Below are 17515 nucleotides of genomic sequence, written 5' to 3'. Positions count from 1 at the left end.
GGAGAGCCGGATCATGGCCGAAGCACTCGTGGAGCGGCGCTCCATCGACGTAGTACCCGACGAGGAACGTCACGGCACGGCGTTCTCGCAGTTCACGCTCTGGCTCGGCGCGAACCTCCAGATCACCGCCGTCGTGACGGGGGCACTCGCCGTCGTCTTCGGCGGCGACGTGGTCTGGTCGCTCGTCGGTCTCGTCGTCGGCAATCTGCTGGGCGGCGCCGTCATGGCGCTGCACTCGGCGCAGGGCCCCAGGCTCGGCCTGCCGCAGATGATCCAGTCCCGCGCCCAGTTCGGCGTGCGCGGCGCGGTCGTCCCGCTGCTCCTGGTGATCCTGATGTACGTCGGGTTCTTCGCCAGCGGCAGCGTGCTCGCCGGACAGGCCGTCGGCGAGCTCACGCACACCGGCGACACCACCGGCATCGTCGTGTTCGCCCTGGTCACCGGGGCGATGGCGACCGTCGGATACCGCGTCATCCACGCGCTCGGCCGGGTCGCCAGCGTCGTGTGCGCTGTCGCCTTCGTCTACCTCGGCATCCGGCTCCTGGACCGGGTCGACCTGTCCGCGCTGCTGCACGACGCGCACTTCGACGCCCCGATGTTCCTGCTCGCCATCTCGCTCTCCGCGTCCTGGCAGCTCGCCTTCGGCCCGTACGTGGCGGACTACTCGCGCTATCTGCCCCGCACGACGTCGGCGAAGGCCACGTTCTGGTGGACGCTGTCGGGGTCGGCGATCGGCTCGCAGTGGTCGATGACGTTCGGTGTCCTAGTCGCGGCGACGGCGGGCGCGAAGTTCCTCGACAACCAGGTCAGTTACGTGGTCGGCCTCGGCGGCGCCGGGATCATCGCCTCGTTCCTGTACTTCGTGATCGCGCTCGGCAAGCTGACCATCAACGTGCTCAACACCTACGGCGGCTTCATGTCGATGGTGACGAGCGTCAGCGGCTTCCGCGGCCAGAAGGTCCTCTCGCAGCGCGCCAGGGCCGCGTACATCGCGCTGATCATGATCGCGGGCACGGCGGTCGCGCTCATCGGCAAGGACAGCTTCCTGTCGTCCTTCAAGGACTTCCTGCTGTTCCTGCTGACGTTCTTCACGCCCTGGTCGGCGATCAACCTGGTCGACTACTACCTGATCTCCAAGGAGCGGTACGACATCCCGGCCCTCTCCGACCCGCACGGGCGCTACGGGGCCTGGCGCTGGGACGCTCTCACCGTGTACGCGGTCGGGCTCCTCGCGCAGCTCCCGTTCCTCGCCACGCACTTCTACACGGGCCCCCTCGTCGAGCCGCTCGGCGGCGCCGACGTCTCCTGGATCGTGGGCCTCGTGGTGCCGGCCGTCCTGTACTGGGCCGTGGCCCGGCGCAACACGGCGCACATCCCCGAGCGGACGCTGCGTGAGCCGGTGGCGGCGGAGTAGGGCCCGGCCCAGGGACAAGAGGGGGGCTAGCCCCACTGTCACGGCGGGATTCGCTCCGTACCGTAGGCCGGTATGGAAGCCCGTGACGCCGAACTCAAGAAGGAACTCGACGCCACCCTGCACGCGCGCAGGGAACTCGGCGAAGAGTACGAGTCCGCGCTGCTCGACTCGTTCCTGGAAAAAGTCGAGCAGCGCCTCGACGGTGCCGTGGACCGCCGCGTGCGGCGGCAGCTGGCGGAGCAGCAGATGGCCGTCGCCCGCGGCGCGCGCTCCCCGCGCGGCGACGGCGACAGCTGGGGCGAGCGCTTCGGCTTCGGCGTCGTCTCCCTGGTCCTCGCCATCCCGCTGTCCGCGATCGCCGTCGTCAACGCCGATCTCCCCGGCCTGCTGATCGCCTGGACGGGCATCGTCGGCGTGAACGCGCTGCACGCGGTGCGGGGGATGCCGAGGTTCGGGTCGCGCAAGAAGCGCGACTCCCCTTCGGACTGGGAGGACTGAGCCCCCGCACGCTCAGGGACGGCGCCGCACCCGGGAGGGGTGCGGCGCCGTCCCTTCGTGCGTGAGGGCCCGGAGGCTCAGGCTCTGCCCGCAGGAAGCCCGAAAGTGCGCGGCCGAGAGCCGGATCCCGTCGACGTGAGCAGGCCCGCGGCCGAGATGTATTGACTAGCTCTATTCAGAACGCCAGGATGTGAATAACTACGGCAACAGTTTCTAGGAGGCAGCCATGTCAGGACCCCGCCCCGTACGAGCCCCCCGCGGTACGGAACTGAACACCCTGGGATGGCAGCAGGAGGGCGCCCTCCGGATGCTCATGAACAACCTCGACGCGGAGGTCGCCGAGTACCCCGACAAGCTGGTGGTCTACGGGGGCACCGGCAAGGCGGCCCGGTCCTGGGAGGCGTACGACGCGATCGTGCGCACGCTCAAGACGCTGAAGTCGGACGAGACCCTCCTCGTGCAGTCCGGCAAGCCGGTCGGTGTCATGCGCACCAGCGAGTGGGCGCCGCGCGTGCTGCTCGCCAACTCCAACCTCGTGGGCGACTGGGCCAACTGGGAGGAGTTCCGCAAGCTGGAGGCCGAGGGCCTCACCATGTACGGCCAGATGACGGCCGGCTCCTGGATCTACATCGGCTCGCAGGGCATCGTCCAGGGCACGTACGAGACCTTCGGCGCGGTCGCCCGCAAGAAGTTCAACGGCACTCTCGCCGGCACGATCACCCTCACCGCCGGCGTCGGTGGCATGGGCGGCGCCCAGCCCCTCGCCGTGACGATGAACGAAGGCGTCGCGATCTGCGTCGACGTCGACGAGACCCGCATCGACCGCCGCATCGGCACCCGCTACCTGGACGTCAAGGCCGACAACCTGGACCACGCCCTGGAGCTCGCGGTCCAGGCCCGCGACGAGCGCCGCGGCCTGTCCATCGGCGTCGTCGGCAACGCCGCCGAGATCTTCCCGGAGCTGCTGCGCCGCGAGGCCCCGATCGACATCGTCACCGACCAGACCTCCGCCCACGACCCGCTGGCCTACCTGCCCGTCGGCATCGCGGTCGAGGACTGGGACAAGGAGCGCGAGGCCGACCCGGCCGGCTTCACCGACAAGGCGCGCCACTCGATGCGCCTCCACGTCGAGGCCATGCTCGGCTTCCTCGACAAGGGCGCCGAGGTCTTCGACTACGGAAACTCCATCCGCGACGAGGCCCGCAAGGCAGGCTGCGAGCGCGCCTTCGACTTCCCCGGCTTCGTCCCGGCGCACATCCGCCCGCTGTTCGAGGAGGGCCTCGGCCCGTTCCGCTGGGCCGCCCTGTCCGGCGACCCGGAGGACATCGCCAAGACGGACAAGGCGATCAAGGAGCTGTTCCCGGAGAACAAGCACCTGCACCGCTGGATCGACATGGCCGGCGAGCGGATCGCCTTCGAGGGTCTCCCGGCGCGTATCTGCTGGCTCGGCTACGGCGAACGCCACCTGGCCGGTCTGAAGTTCAACGAGATGGTCGCCTCCGGCGAGCTCTCCGCCCCGGTCGCCATCGGCCGTGACCACCTCGACTCCGGCTCGGTCGCCTCCCCGTACCGCGAGACCGAGGCGATGAAGGACGGCTCCGACGCCATCGCCGACTGGCCGCTGCTCAACGCTCTGGTGAACACGTCCTCCGGCGCCACCTGGGTCTCCATCCACCACGGCGGCGGTGTCGGCATGGGCCGCTCCATCCACGCCGGCCAGGTGTGCGTCGCCGACGGCACCGAGCTGGCCGCGCAGAAGATCGAGCGCGTCCTCACCAACGACCCCGGCATGGGTGTCATCCGTCACGTCGACGCGGGCTACGAGCACGCGGCCGAGGTCGCGGCCGAGCGTGGGGTGCGGGTGCCGATGCGCGAGGGTGACGACGCGTGACGAGTCCGTCCTTCGGCGAGATGTGGCGCGACCTCGCGCCCATCGGCCGCAACAACGAGAGCGGCGGCTACCGCCGCTACGCCTGGACCGCCGCAGACACCGACTGCCGGGCCTGGTTCAAGGCGCAGGCCGAGTCCCGGGGCCTGACCTACGAGCTCGACCGCAACGGAAACCAGTGGGCCTGGCTCGGTGACCCGGCCGCCGGGGACGCCGTCGTCACCGGCTCCCACCTGGACTCCGTACCGGACGGCGGCGCGTTCGACGGACCCCTCGGGGTCGTGTCGTCCTTCGCCGCCCTCGACGAACTCCGCCGCAGGGGAACGGAGTTCACCCGCCCCCTCGCCCTCACCAACTTCGGTGACGAGGAGGGGGCCCGGTTCGGCCTGGCCTGCGTCGGCTCCCGCCTCACCGCGGGCAAGCTCACCCCGGCCCAGGCGGCCGAGCTGCGCGACGGGGACGGCGTCAGCCTCCCGCGCGCCATGGAGCAGGCGGGCTACGACCCCGAGGCCATCGGCCCGGACCCGGAGCGCCTCGCGCGCATCGGCGCCTTCGTCGAGCTGCACGTGGAGCAGGGCCGCGCCCTCGACCTGTCCGGCGACGCCGTGGGCATCGCGAGCGCGATCTGGCCGCACGGCCGCTGGCGCTTCGACTTCCGCGGCGAGGCCAACCACGCGGGCACCACCCGTCTCGTGGACCGCCGCGACCCGATGCTGTCCTACGCGCAGACCGTCCTGGCGGCCCGCCGGGAGGCGGAACTCGCGGGCGCCGTCGCCACATTCGGCAAGATCTCCGTCGAGCCGAACGGCGTCAACGCCATCCCGTCCCTGGTCCGCGGCTGGCTCGACTCCCGCGCCGCCGACCAGCAGACCCTCGACACGGTCGTCACGGCCGTCGAGAAGGCGGCCCGCGAGTACGCCGACGCGCACGGCATCGACCTGGAGACCGTGCGCGAGTCGTTCACGCCGGTCGTCGAGTTCGACCACGCGCTGCGCGACGAACTCGGCCGCATCCTCGGCACCGACGACCAGCTCACCGTCCCGGTGCTCGGCACCGGCGCGGGACACGACGCCGGAATCCTCGCGGACTCCGTGCCGACCGCCATGCTGTTCGTGCGCAACCCCACGGGCGTCTCGCACTCCCCGGCCGAACACGCCGCGGAGGACGACTGCCTCGCCGGGGTGAGCGCACTCGCCGACGTACTGGAGGGTTTGGCGTGCAGGTGACGTACTGGCTGGAACATGCCTGGCTCGACCCGGAGGTCGAGCCGGGCGTCGTCGAGGTGTCGTCGGACGGCCGCATCGCGGACGTGCGCACCGGCGTCGGCACCCCTCCCCCCGGCGCGACCGTGCTGCGCGGCCTGACCGTCCCCGGCCTGGCCAACGCCCACAGCCACGCCTTCCACCGCGCCCTGCGCTCCACCGTCCAGGTGGGCTCGGGCACGTTCTGGACGTGGCGCGAGGTCATGTACTCGGTCGCCGACCGGCTGACCCCGGACACGTATCACGCACTCGCCAGGGCTGTGTACGCGGAGATGGCGCTCGCCGGGATCACCACCGTCGGCGAGTTCCACTATCTGCACCACGCGCCGGGCGGCACCCCGTACGACGACCCCAACGCGATGGGCGAGGCCCTGATCGCGGCCGCCGCCGAGGCCGGCATCCGCATCACGCTCCTCGACACGGCGTACGTCTCCTCGGGCTTCGGCAAGGAGCCCGACCGCCACCAGCGGCGCTTCTCCGACGGCACCACCGAGGCGTGGGCCGAGCGGGCCACGCTCCTCAAGGACCGCGACCACGCGCGCGTCGGCGCGGCGATCCACTCCGTGCGGGCCGTCCCCGCGGACCAGCTCGGCACGGTCGCCGAGTGGGCGAGGACGCGCGGCGCGCCCCTGCACGTCCACCTCTCCGAGCAGACCGCGGAGAACGAGGCGTGCCTGGCCGCGCACGGCTGCACCCCGACCCGGCTCCTCGCGGACCACGGCGTGCTCGGCGCGAACGTCACGGGTGTCCACAACACGCACCTCACCGACGAGGACATCGCCCTGCTCGGCGGTTCCGGCACGGGCACGTGCATGTGCCCCACCACGGAACGCGACCTGGCCGACGGCATCGGCCCCGCCGTCGCCCTCCAGAAGGAGGGCTCACCGCTCTCCCTGGGCTCGGACAGCCACGCCGTCATCGACCTCTTCGAAGAGGCGCGGGCGATGGAGCTGAACGAGCGGCTGCGCACGCGCACCCGGGGCCACTGGACGGCGGCGGCCCTGCTGCGCGCCGCCACGGCCGACGGGCACGCGGCGCTCGGCTGGAACGACGCCGGTCGGATCGAACGCGGGGCCCTCGCCGACCTCACGACGGTCGCGCTGGACTCCGTACGGACGGCGGGCCCGGTGCCGCGCCTCGGGGCGGAGACAGCGGTGTTCGCGGCGTCGGCCGCGGATGTCCGGCACACGGTCGTGGGTGGCCGCCATGTGGTCCGTGACGGGCAGCACGAGCTGGTCGGGGACGTTGGCGATGCACTGGCCGAGGCGATCGGGGCGCTGCGGGGGTAAAGCTGTTTCCTCCCCCAGCCCGCCCCTTCCCGAATGTCCTCGAACGCCGGACGGGCTGACACAACAGCCCGTTGGGGGTCCCCCCGGACGGAGTCTGGGGGAGTTTGAGGATTCCCCACCCACGGAGAGGAACCATGACCACCACCGTCATCACCAACATCGGCTCCCTGGTCACCAATGACCCGGCCCACGGCGACAGCCCCCTCGGGCTCATCGAGAACGCGGCGGTGGTCATCGAGGACGACCGGATCGCCTGGGTGGGCCCGCAGGCCAAGGCCCCCGCCGCCGACGCCACCCACGACGCCGAAGGCCGCGCCGCCATCCCCGGCTTCGTCGACTCGCACTCCCACCTGGTGTTCGCGGGTGACCGCACCCAGGAGTTCAACGCCCGCATGTCGGGCCGCAGTTACTCCGCCGGAGGCATCCGTACGACGGTCGCGGCCACCCGCGCCGCCACGGACGCGGAGCTGGAGGCGAACCTCACCCACTACCTCGCCGAGGCGCTGCGCCAGGGCACGACGACGTTCGAGACGAAGTCGGGCTACGGCCTGACCGTCGAGGACGAGGCGAGGGCGCTGCGCATCGCGGCGCGGCACACCGACGAGGTCACCTACCTCGGCGCGCACATCGTGTCGCCGGACTACGCGCACGATCCGGCCGCCTACGTCGCGCTCGTCACCGGCGAGATGCTGGACGCCTGCGCCCCGCATGCCCGCTGGGTCGACGTGTTCTGCGAGAAGGGCGCCTTCGACGGCGACCAGGCCCGCGCGATCCTCACGGCCGGCAAGGCCCGCGGCCTGCACCCCCGCGTCCACGCGAACCAGCTCAGCTACGGGCCCGGGGTCCAGCTCGCCGTCGAGCTCGACGCGGCGAGTGCCGACCACTGCACGCACCTCACGGACGCGGACGTCGACGCCCTCGCGAACAGCGGGACGGTCGCCACGCTGCTGCCCGGCGCCGAGTTCTCGACGCGCGCCGAGTGGCCCGACGCCCGTCGTCTCCTGGACGCTGGAGCGACCGTGGCGCTGTCCACGGACTGCAACCCGGGCTCGTCCTTCACGTCCTCGGTGCCGTTCTGCATCGCCCTGGCCGTACGGGACATGGGGATGACGCCGGACGAGGCGATCTGGGCCGCGACGGCGGGCGGGGCGCGGGCGCTGCGCCGCGACGACATCGGCCGCGTGGCGCCGGGCGCGTACGCGGACCTGGCCCTGCTCGACGCGCCGAGCCATGTGCACCTGGCGTACCGGCCGGGCGTGCCGCTGGTGTCGACCGTCTGGCGGCGCGGAGTGCGCGCCGCCTGAGCCGCACCCACGTCGCCTCCGTACACACACATCGCCTCCGCGCTGCCTGCGCGGAGGCGATGGAGGTCATGGCGCCGGCGTGAGGGCTATTCGTCCAGTGTGAGGCCCCTGCGCAGGCGCACCAGCGTGCGCGAGAGCAGCCGGGACACGTGCATCTGGGAGATGCCCAGCTCGTCACCGATCTCCGACTGCGTCATGTTGGCGACGAAGCGCAGGGAGAGGATCTTCCGGTCCCGGGAAGGGAGTTCGGCGATCAGGGGCTTCAGGGACTCGACGTACTCGATGCCCTCGAGCTCATGGTCCTCGTATCCGATGCGGTCCGCGAGCGCGCCCTCGGAGTCGTCCTCCTCGGGCTGTGCGTCCAGGGAGCTGGCCGTGTAGGCGTTGGAGGCGGCCATGCCCTCGACGACCTCGTCGTTCGTGATGCCCAGGCGCTCGGCGAGCTCGCCCACCGTGGGGGCGCGGTCGAACTGCTGGGCGAGTTCGTCGCCCGCCTTGGCAAGGTCGAGACGAAGCTCCTGGAGCCGCCGCGGAACGCGGACCGACCAGGACGTGTCACGGAAGAAGCGCTTGATCTCGCCGACGATGGTCGGCATGGCGAACGTGGGGAACTCGACGCCACGGCTCAGCTCGAAGCGGTCGATCGCCTTGATCAGGCCGATCGTGCCGACCTGGATGATGTCCTCCATCGGCTCGCTGCGGGAGCGAAACCGGGACGCCGCGAACTTCACCAGGGCGAGATTGAGTTCAACCAGCGTGTTGCGGACATACGAATACTCGTGGGTGCCCTCTTCGAGGGACTCCAGCCGCTCGAAGAGCGTTTTTGACAGGGCCCGCGCGTCCTGGGGAGCCACCTCGTCGAAAGGCGGGATCTCCGGCAGGCCGGCCAGGTTGTCGAAGGCCTCGTGTTCCGGTGGGGGTGTCGACGTCGACGCCTGGTCAGTACGCGATTCGTCGAGCCGGGGTGACATGATGTCCTCCATCGTTCTCGGCATATGGCTGCCGATGCCAATACGTGCACTGCGGTGTGCGGCGCCTCCGTAGCCGGCCGTGGTTGAAACTGTCCTTACTAGGCCTACCCGTTTTTACGCCCCGCCCGCAAGTGCGGTATGTGCGCAAATGTCCGTTTCCTAGGGGTTGTTCGGGTACCGGAGGGCGCAGCAAAGGCGTAGTGTTCGAGGGCATCAATCAACAGCCACGACGGTCGGAAGACTCGGAAGAGAGAGACGTCATGGACCGCGGGACAGTCGGCAGCGCGCATCGGGGCCGGCTTCTGGTCGAGGTGCGGGAAGAGGGCGTCAGCGCCGTCGTGACTCCGGTGGGTGAGCTGGATCACCACACCGCCGATCTATTGCGAGAACCCCTGGAGAGCTGTCTCACCGCCGGATTCTCACGGTTGGTGATCGACTGCTCACGGCTTGAGTTCTGTGATTCGACCGGGCTCAATGTGCTGCTCGGCGCCCGCCTCAAGGCGGAAGCCGCCGGTGGCGGAGTCCATCTGGCCGGGATGCTGCCCGTGGTGGCCCGGGTCTTCGAGATCACCGGCGCGGAGGCCGTCTTCACCGTCCATGAGTCGCTGAGCGCGGCTCTCGACGACTGACAGGGCGCGTACGCAGGTGAAGCACGGAAGTTACGCGTCAGTTGTCTCTACGTGATCGAGGCGTTACCAGCGTCACACCAGCCATGCCGAACAAGTGGGTGTTCTCACGGATCGGTCGGGCAGGAGACATGCTGGGTCCCACGCCGGACCTCGCCGTCATGGCGGATCGTTTCCACACATCACACGTCAAGAGTCTCGGTGAGGTGAAGTGCTGATGAGCACCACCCGGCCTTACTCGCCGGGCGACCGCGGCCCGGAGCCGGAAGCCGCCGGCGAGACCGGTGGCACGCCAGGTCTGTCCCCCGCCGACGTCGGGCGGGCAGTCGGGTACCAGAGCCGCAGGCTGAACCTGGTCGGGGCGGCCGGCATCGTCCCCCTGGCTCGTGACTTCACCCGTGAGGCGCTGCACGCGTGGGGCTGGATGCCGGCGGACACCGCCGACCGGCGGGCCGCCGCCGAGGACGTCCTGCTCGTCGTCTCCGAGCTGGTCACCAACGCCTGTCTGCACGCCGAGGGCCCCGACGAGCTGCGCATCTCCTGCGACAGCAAGGTGCTGCGCATCGAGGTCTCCGACCGGGGCGCCGGGCAGCCCGCGCCCCGGACCCCGCACCGCGCCGGCCGGCCCGGCGGGCACGGGATGTTCATCGTGCAGCGCCTGTGCATGGATTGGGGGGTCATCAGGACCACAGGTGTCCCCGGCAAGACCGTGTGGGCCGAAGTCGGGGCGCCCGCCTGACGGGAGCCCTTGGGGGGCCTGGGGTTACCCCGGGTTCGTACGTCTCTTCGCACGCGCCGGATCCCGTTGGATCCGGCGCGCACTTATGTCTTCCCTCGACAAGGTCCCCGGCGTACCTTGAGCGCCCGATCTGATGTGCCGTCAGTAACTTGGCGCGTGCCACTCAGGAACTCCCGGCATGAGGGGAACTCGAGGTGTCGTACCGGACGTACCAGAAGCGAACGGCAGCGCTCGTGCTGGCCGCGGCCCTGGCCGGCTCCGGGGTGCTGATGGCCGCCCCCGCAGCCCAGGCCGATGTGCAGGATGTCAACTACCAGTGCAAGACGCCGATCGGGAACAAGGGAGCGGTCTCCCCGATCGACATCAAGGGTGTGAAGAGCGGCAGCGGCTACAAGATCACCATGTCCTTCCAGAAGGGCGTCTCGTCCAGCCCGGTCGAGCTCGGCAAGGGCGCGATGAAGCCCAGCGCTGTCATCAAGCTGGGCGGCGCGGAGAGCGGCTCCCTGCCGGTGTCCGGGCCGCCGAACGCGGAGGCGGTCCCCGCCAACACCCCCATCAAGATCAGCGACCTGTCGGGCACCTACACGCCGGCGAAGAGCGGCAAGGTCACCTTCACGGCGGGTGTCCTCACCATCAAGGCGCTCGGCACCACGACCACGTGCACACCCGCGAACAGCCCGAAGCCGTCACTGACCCTGGACGTCAAGTCGGCCGGGGGCGGCGGCGCTTCGGGCGGCTCGCAGAGCACCCCGTCCGGCGGCGAACTGCCGCAGACCGGACCCGAGGACTCCGCGATCGCGCTCGGCACCCTCGGCGGCACGGTGCTGCTCGCGGGCGCGGCGGGCGTGCTGTGGCTGACGCGGCGCAACCAGGCGGCGCGCTGACCCCGGCGGCCGTGCCCGTCCGACACCCGTACGCGATGACCTGGAGCCGCCGATGCCGTTCAGCCCCCGGGCCCGCGCCCGCCTGCGCGCGCTGTGCGGGGCCGCCGTCCTGCTGACCGCGGGGGCGGGGGTCCCGGCGGCCGCGGCCGGCACGGCGCCCGCGTGGTCGGTCGCCCCGTCGGCCGGCGGCGGCACCAGGCCGGCGCAGGACGGCCGCCCCTACTTCTACGCGGAGGGGGTGCCCGGCACCGTGCTCCAGGACAAGGTGGCCGTCACCAACCCCGGCGGCCGCCCCCTGACCGTAAAGCTGCGGGGCGCCGACGCCGACAACACCGGCACCGGCGCCCTCTCCCTGCGCACGAAGTCGACCGACACGGGCGCGTGGATCACCTTCGCCCGGCGCGAGGTGAAGATCCCGGCGCGCACCCGCGCCGAGGTGCCCTTCACCGTCACCGTCCCGGCCGACGCCACACCCGGCGACCACCCCGGCGCCGTCGTGGCGAGCGCGAACGGGCGCGACGCCGGTGTCAGCGTCCATCTGCGGGTCAGCGGCCCCACCCTGTCGGCGCTCACCGTCGAGCGGGTGCGGGTCACCGGCGGCCGGATCTCGTACGACCTCGTCAACCGCGGCAACACCGTCCTGGCGCCGCGGCTGGCCGTGCGTGCCGACGGCGTACTCGGCCGGGCACTCGACCGGCGTCCGCGCACGCTGCCGGTCGAGCTGCTGCCGGGCCGCCGCGTCACCCTCAGCGAGCCCTGGAAGAACGCCCCCGCCCTCGACTCGGTCCGGGTGCGGCTCACGGTCACGGCCGGGGGCGGCGCCCACGACGAGGCGACGGCGACGAAGCGGTTCGTGCCGTGGGCGGCGGTCGCGGGAACGTGCGCCGTGATCCTGGCGGCCGGGGGCGCGGCCTTCTGGCTCGTACGCCGACGGCGGCATGCGAACGCCGGGCACAGCGGGAACGGCGGGGGCAGAGGAAGCAGCGAGAACAGCGCGGACAGCGAGAACGGTGCGGACAGCGAGAACGGTGCGGACAGCGGGAATCACGGGAGCCAAGAGATCCAAGGGAGTTGGTCATGAACCGCCGCCACCGCTGCGGGCCCCGGCTGTGGGCGGCAGCGCTCGTCCTGGTCACCGCGCTCGGCCTCACCGCCCTGCCACAGCTGACCGCCTCCGCCGCCTCCGCCGCGGAAGAGCCGGCCGTCACGCTGTCCAAGTCCCAGGCGGGGACGGGCGGTTCGATCACCGTCAGCGGCTCCGGGTGGCGTTCCAAGACGCTGCTCATGATGCTCATCTGCGGCCAGTCCGAACCCGGCAGGGGAGTCATCGGCGGCACGAACTCCTGCGCCAACGCCGACGGCCGCGCCGTCACCACCGGAGACAAGGGCACTTTCAGCAAGAAGCTCCCGGTCGCCGAGCCGCCCGTGCCCTGCCCGTGCGTCGTCCACGTGGCGACCGTCACCGGCGACAAGGCGCAGGCCGACGCGGTGCTCAAGGTCGCGGGCCATCCGGTCAAGGCGCTCCCCGCGCAGTCGGGCGGCGGGAAGCTGTCCGTCCTCACCGATACGCGGCTCGACGGTTCGAGCGGCGTCCTGACCTGGTTCGGCGCCCCGGCGTCGCGCACCTTCGTCTTCACCGTCGGCAACGTCGGCTCGGCCCCCCTCAAGGACCCGGTCTTCCAGGTCGGCACCTCCCACGGCGTGTTCGCCCCGCAGTGGGAGGACCAGCAGTGGCGCGGCACGATCGCCCCCGGCAGGAAGGCGCAGATCAAGCTGCCCGTCGAGCTCACCTCGGGGGCGCACGGCAACTACCTGGTCTCTCTCAGGTTCGGCGGCAAGGTCCTCGCCGAGCAGCCGTGGGGCGTGGGCCGCCCCTGGGGCGTGACGCTCTTCTGGATCCTGCTCTGTGTCGTCGTACCGGCTGCCGTCTTCCGTATCGGGATGGCCGTCGTGGAGCGGGTACGACCCCGGCGGTCCGGTGGCGCAGGACGTCACCGGGGCGTGCTGCGCTTTCCCGAACTGGCCGCGCGTGGACCCAGGTTGCACCTGCGCGCGGCGCGACGGCCGGACGACCCCACGGAAGCCGGCGCGCGTACCACCACCACTACGGCCCTGCCCTGGTTCACCCCGGACACCGATCCGGGCGCACCGGCCGGTCAGCTCTCCGCACCGTCAGACAACAGCCCGACAACGAGGGGAAAAACGTGAGCATCCAACGGAGAGTGAGCGCGGCCGGCGTCGCCCTGATGCTGGGCGGTGCGGGCCTCCTGCTCGCCGCCGCACCCGCACAGGCCGCCGAGGTCGCGTACAAGACCGAGTGCATCCCGCCCGCGATCTCCGGCCTGCCCCCCGTGGAGGGCACGACCAAGGTGGAGATCACGGCGCCCGCCGAGGCGAAGGTGGGCGACGAGGTGGAGGTCGTCTGGAAGACGACGCAGGCCGCGTCCAAGAACCCGGACGTCATCGACCTCCAGAAGGACACGGTCAAGCCGACCGGCACGCTCAAGGCGAGCGGCGCGCAGACCGAGGACGTGGCGATGGAGGGCCCGCGCTCCAACCCGCCCATCCCGAAGAACAGCCCGATGGTCCTGTCCGACATGAAGGGCAAGATCAAGCTGACGGCGCCCGGCGAGGTGACGCTGACCCCGGACCAGTACAACATCAACGTCAGCAAGCCGATCTCGACGGACACCAAGTGTTCGCCCAAGGAGACGGTGAAGCCCGGCGCGACCATCAAGGTCACCGGCGGGAGCGGTACAGGCGGCGCGACGACGGGCGGCCTGCCCACGGCGCTCCCGACGGGCGTGCCCACCGGCCTCCCGACGGGCCTGCCCACCGGGCTCCCCACGAGTCTGCCGACGGGTGGCACCAGCGGCGGCGGCACCGGCGGCTCCAGCTCCGGTGGCAGTGACACCGGCGGATCCGACACCGGCGGCAGTGGCGGCGGTAAGAGCGACTTCACCGGCAAGGAAGTCCAGATCCCCTACAAGTGCAAGACGCCCATCGGCGACAAGAACGCCACCTCGCCTGTGCAGATCAACGCCAAGAAGGACGGCGGGAACTACGGCCTCACGGTCAAGTTCAAGAAGTCCGTCATGGACAGCCCGGCCGACATCCCCGCGGACTCGGTCAAGCCGTCGATGGAGGTCAAGCTGGGCGGCGCCGACAAGGGCACCGTTCATGTGGAGGGCCCCACGAACAAGGAGCCCATCAAGTCCGGTGACCCCATCAACATCCCCGACCTGACGGGCAACTACAAGCCGGGCGCCGACGGCAAGTCGACCCTGTCGCCCGGAGTCCTCACGGTGAAGGCCCTCGGTACGACGACCACGTGCACCCCGTCGAAGACGGAGGCCTCGCTGGAGATCGACACGGCGGCCCAGCCGGGCGGCGCGGCGGGCGGCTCGGGTTCGGGCTCGGCCGGCGGCTCGGACACGTCAGGCGGCCTCGCGGAAACGGGCTCGTCGAACGACGGCATGCTGCGAGCGCTGGGCCTGGTGGCCGGGACCGTAATCCTGCTGGGCGGCGCGGTGTTCACGTTCCTGCCGCGGCGGGGCCGGGCGGGCTGGTTGAACCGCTGAGCGAACGGCTGAGTGAATGGGCCCGGGGTGCACACGGCACCCCGGGCCCTTGCCGGCTTCGCCCGGACATAACTTGATGGAAGTCGCGCTGGATCGGGTTGCTGCTCTACGGAAGCTTCGCGTCGCAGTCTTGTGCTGAATCGAGGGCGCGCTACAGGATGATCACCGGCGTCGCCCCAGTCGCCGCGAGGCGATTGCGGCGCGCCAGTCCTGGGCTTCCCGCACGTCGGCCTCCGTGAAGTCCTCGCACAGGTTGTTCCGTACGTACGCGATGGCGCGGGCGGTACGCTCTGCGCGCTCCGCCTGCGTACGCGTATCAGGATGCTGAGTCATAGCCGGTTCAGCGCCTCCGACGAGATGTCCACATCGATGAGGTACGGCACGCTGGTCTTCAACTGCCCGTGGTGGATGCCCGTCAGGGCGTATGTCTTCGACAGGGGATCGAGCTCGTAGACGCGTACCACCGGGTGGGAGTCGACGCCGGTCATCTCGGCCAGCCAGAAGTTCGGGATGCCGGCCGCCGCGTACTTGTGCGGCTTGGTGTCGTGATCGCGGGACTCGGAGTCGGGTGACACGACCTCGATGGCGAGCAGGACTTCCGCGGCCTGGAAGCGGGTCTGGGCAGGGCCGGTGACGGCGTCCGCGCGGAGAACGGAGATGTCCGGCTCCGGAGCGTTGCGTCTGTCCAGCACCACGGTCATTTCGCGGCGCACCTTCAGCTCCGTAGGGGCGCAGGAGCGCAGGCCGCTGACCAGCAGGTCAATCATGGTGCTGTGAAAGTCCCGCTGCGGGCTCACGAACACCAGGCTCCCGTCGATCAGCTCGGTGTGCGGCGGGAGGTCGGGCAGTGTGAACAGGTCGTCCACCGTGTAACCGTCCTGAGGTGGCACCGGCCAGCGCTGCTGTCCCGCGGGCTCGGAGGTCTCGACAGGCTCGGCGGTCATAGTTCCTCCCATGGACGGGATACTCGGCCCTGCCCCTCACCGTAACCGCCGGAACCGACCACCGTCATCACAAAGAGTGACGGACATAAAGAGTGGCGGACATGAAGAGTCGTGGAAACGCCGAAGGGCCGCCGCACCGATTCCGGTGCGGCGGCCCTTCACACGCTTACAGGCTGAGCGGAGTGCGTCAGTGCACGTCGCCCATGAGTTCCTTGACCTTCTTGCGGTACATGAAGACCGCGCCGCCCGCGATCACCGCGAGGGCGGCCTCCAGGCCCACGGCGCCCGTGCCGTTCAGGTCGACGCCGTACGTGGAGAGCAGACCCGTCACCGCGTCGCCCGCCGTGACCGCGAGGAACCAGACACCCATCATCTGGGAGCCGTACTTCGCCGGGGCCATCTTGGTGGTCACCGAGAGGCCGACCGGGGAGAGCGTCAGCTCGCCGACCGTCTGGACGAAGTAGATCAGGACGAGCCACCAGGGGCTGACCTTTCCGCCGTCCGCGGCCGTCAGCGGCAGCAGGAAGACGAAGAAGGAGATACCGACGAGGGCCAGGCCCAGCGAGAACTTGGTGACCGTGCTCGGCTCCTTGCCCTTGCGGGCCAGCGCCAGCCAGATCATGGCGGCGACCGGGGCCAGCGCCATGATGAGTACCGGGTTCACGGACTGGAACCAGGAGACCGGGAAGTCCCAGCCGAGGACGCTCGTGTTGGCGTGGCTGTCGGCGAAGATCGACAGGGTCGAGCCGCCCTGGTCGTAGATCATCCAGAAGACGGCGGCGGCGACGAAGAACCAGATGTAGCCGGAGACCTTCGACTGCTCGGAGCTCGTCAGTTCCTTGTCGCGCTTGATGCGGCCGAGGACCATGATCGGGACGATCAGGCCGATCAGCATGAGCGGGACCATCACCCAGTTCAGGGTGTAGGTGCCGGTGCCCACGACGATGGCGTAGAAGACGACCGCGATGAGCAGCCAGATCATCGACTTCTTCAGCGTGGCGGCACGCTCGGCGGCGTCCAGCGGCTTCGGGACGACCGACGACTTCTCCGACAGGTGGCGGGTGCCCAGCAGGAACTGGCCGAGGCCGATCGCCATGCCGACCGCGGCGAGCGCGAAGCCGATGTGCCAGTTCACGTTCTGGCCGACGGTGCCGATGACCAGCGGCGCGGCGAACGCGCCGAGGTTGATGCCCATGTAGAAGACGGTGAAGCCGCCGTCACGGCGCGGGTCGTCCGGGCCGTTGTACAGGTGGCCGACCATCGTCGAGATGTTGGACTTCAGCAGACCCGAACCGACGGCCACGAAGAGCAGACCGACGTAGAAGACGCCGTTCGCCGGGACGGCCAGCAGCAGGTGACCGATCATGATCACCGCACCGGCGATCGCGGTCGTCTTGCGGGGTCCCCACACACGGTCGCCGAACCAGCCGCCGGGCATGGCGAGCAGGTACACCGTCGAGACGTAGACGGAGTAGATGGCGATCGCTGTGCCCGCGTCGAGGCCGAGCCCCTCGGGGGCCACCAGGTACAGCGGAAGCAGGGCGCGCATGCCGTAGTAGGAGAAACGCTCCCACATCTCGGTCATGAACAGAGTGGCCAGACCGCGAGGGTGGCCGAAGAAGGTCTTGCCGCCGGAGGGTGCCCCGGTGGATTCCTTCGTCAGGCTGGTCGCCATGGAAGTTCCTTGCTGGTGCGGGTCGCGGGTCGTGGGTGACCGCGCGGCCAGTGAGGGGGGTGGCCGGCACCGGGACATGCCGTCCTCCTCCCCACGCCCACAGGGGAATGCCTCCGCGTACGAAGTCGCTTACGGAGGCCAGGTACGGCTGTCCCGGGATCCACGCCCCGTGCGCGACTTCGCGTCCGGGGCCCGGCCCACAGGTCATTCCTTCAACGCTGGCGGTAACCAGCTCACACATGAAAGAGACCTTCGCAGCGCGGTGCGCTCAAAGGCCTTTCCTCAGTGCATCAGGCGTTGATTCACCATACGACACCACAGTGCGGCATATGGAAGGACTTGAGACATGGATCACAGGTCCCGGTGGAACCGTTCGCCCTGATTCGAAGGCGTCTCCCAGGGTCTCATCCCACAGCCGCAGGTCCGCCCGTCCAGGTCGC

16 protein-coding genes are annotated in these 17515 nt (G+C 70.4%); 12 read left to right on the top strand and 4 right to left on the bottom strand.

Translation table 11 applies throughout. The features are described from left to right. The first annotated feature begins 13 nt into the window (after positions 1-13). From ACY0PA_RS18600 to hutI, 6 genes are all read left to right on the top strand, one after another. A complete protein-coding gene (locus ACY0PA_RS18600) occupies positions 14-1414 on the top strand; it encodes a purine-cytosine permease family protein (protein ID WP_473085671.1) in 1401 nt (466 codons plus the stop codon). A 72-nt stretch (positions 1415-1486) separates the two neighbouring features. Next, positions 1487-1912, top strand: coding sequence for a hypothetical protein (locus ACY0PA_RS18595; protein WP_473085670.1), 426 nt, complete (start codon positions 1487-1489; stop codon positions 1910-1912). 226 nt (positions 1913-2138) lie between these two features. Next, positions 2139-3803, top strand: coding sequence for a urocanate hydratase (hutU, locus tag ACY0PA_RS18590; protein ID WP_473085669.1), 1665 nt, complete (start codon positions 2139-2141; stop codon positions 3801-3803). 20 nt (positions 3804-3823) lie between these two features. After that, entirely contained in the window at positions 3824-5026 is a 1203-nt protein-coding gene (locus ACY0PA_RS18585) for an allantoate amidohydrolase (protein WP_473086356.1), read from the top strand. Then, positions 5017-6351, top strand: coding sequence for a formimidoylglutamate deiminase (locus ACY0PA_RS18580; protein ID WP_473085668.1), 1335 nt, complete (start codon positions 5017-5019; stop codon positions 6349-6351). Before ACY0PA_RS18585 ends, ACY0PA_RS18580 begins: the two co-directional genes overlap by 10 nt. Before the next feature lie 134 nt (positions 6352-6485). Then, a complete protein-coding gene (hutI, locus tag ACY0PA_RS18575; RefSeq protein WP_473085667.1) occupies positions 6486-7655 on the top strand; it encodes an imidazolonepropionase in 1170 nt (389 codons plus the stop codon). An 86-nt stretch (positions 7656-7741) separates the two neighbouring features. On the opposite strand, the gene ACY0PA_RS18570 is transcribed toward hutI, so the two are convergent. Further along, positions 7742-8638, bottom strand: a complete 897-nt coding sequence (locus tag ACY0PA_RS18570; RefSeq protein WP_473085666.1) for an RNA polymerase sigma factor SigF — start codon at positions 8636-8638, stop codon at positions 7742-7744. Positions 8639-8886: 248 nt separating this feature from the next. Between ACY0PA_RS18570 and ACY0PA_RS18565 the strand changes: the two genes are divergently transcribed. The 6 genes from ACY0PA_RS18565 (at position 8887) to ACY0PA_RS18540 (ending at position 14456) form a co-directional block, all read left to right on the top strand. Then, entirely contained in the window at positions 8887-9255 is a 369-nt protein-coding gene (locus tag ACY0PA_RS18565; RefSeq protein WP_372565540.1) for an STAS domain-containing protein, read from the top strand. A 214-nt stretch (positions 9256-9469) separates the two neighbouring features. Next, entirely contained in the window at positions 9470-9991 is a 522-nt protein-coding gene (locus tag ACY0PA_RS18560) for an ATP-binding protein (RefSeq protein ID WP_473085665.1), read from the top strand. Between the two features lie 194 nt (positions 9992-10185). Further along, positions 10186-10875 carry an LPXTG cell wall anchor domain-containing protein gene (locus tag ACY0PA_RS18555; protein ID WP_473085664.1) on the top strand — a complete coding sequence of 230 codons (690 nt, stop codon included), beginning with the start codon at positions 10186-10188 and terminating at the stop codon, positions 10873-10875. A 52-nt stretch (positions 10876-10927) separates the two neighbouring features. Continuing rightward, complete coding sequence (locus ACY0PA_RS18550; RefSeq protein ID WP_473085663.1) at positions 10928-11956, top strand: COG1470 family protein; 1029 nt, start codon at positions 10928-10930, stop codon at positions 11954-11956. Next, positions 11953-13083, top strand: coding sequence for a hypothetical protein (locus ACY0PA_RS18545; protein ID WP_473085662.1), 1131 nt, complete (start codon positions 11953-11955; stop codon positions 13081-13083). The genes ACY0PA_RS18550 and ACY0PA_RS18545 overlap by 4 nt, the downstream gene beginning before the upstream one ends. 38 nt (positions 13084-13121) lie before the next feature. Then, positions 13122-14456 carry a hypothetical protein gene (locus tag ACY0PA_RS18540; protein WP_473086355.1) on the top strand — a complete coding sequence of 445 codons (1335 nt, stop codon included), beginning with the start codon at positions 13122-13124 and terminating at the stop codon, positions 14454-14456. A 162-nt stretch (positions 14457-14618) separates the two neighbouring features. Here the strand turns inward: ACY0PA_RS18540 and ACY0PA_RS18535 are convergent, their stop codons facing one another. From ACY0PA_RS18535 to ACY0PA_RS18525, 3 genes are all read right to left on the bottom strand, one after another. After that, on the bottom strand, positions 14619-14789 hold the full coding sequence (locus tag ACY0PA_RS18535; protein ID WP_473085661.1) for a hypothetical protein: 171 nt from the start codon (positions 14787-14789) through the stop codon (positions 14619-14621). After that, complete coding sequence (locus tag ACY0PA_RS18530) at positions 14786-15400, bottom strand: Uma2 family endonuclease (RefSeq protein ID WP_473085660.1); 615 nt, start codon at positions 15398-15400, stop codon at positions 14786-14788. The genes ACY0PA_RS18535 and ACY0PA_RS18530 overlap by 4 nt, the downstream gene beginning before the upstream one ends. A 187-nt stretch (positions 15401-15587) precedes the next feature. After that, complete coding sequence (locus ACY0PA_RS18525; RefSeq protein WP_473085659.1) at positions 15588-17075, bottom strand: peptide MFS transporter; 1488 nt, start codon at positions 17073-17075, stop codon at positions 15588-15590. Between the last annotated feature and the right edge of the window lie 440 nt (positions 17076-17515).

The organism is Streptomyces sp. DS1-CR2 (assembly GCF_055760475.1).
Note: the sequence above shows the minus strand (reverse complement) of the source record. Positions and strands in the feature narration are given on the sequence as shown.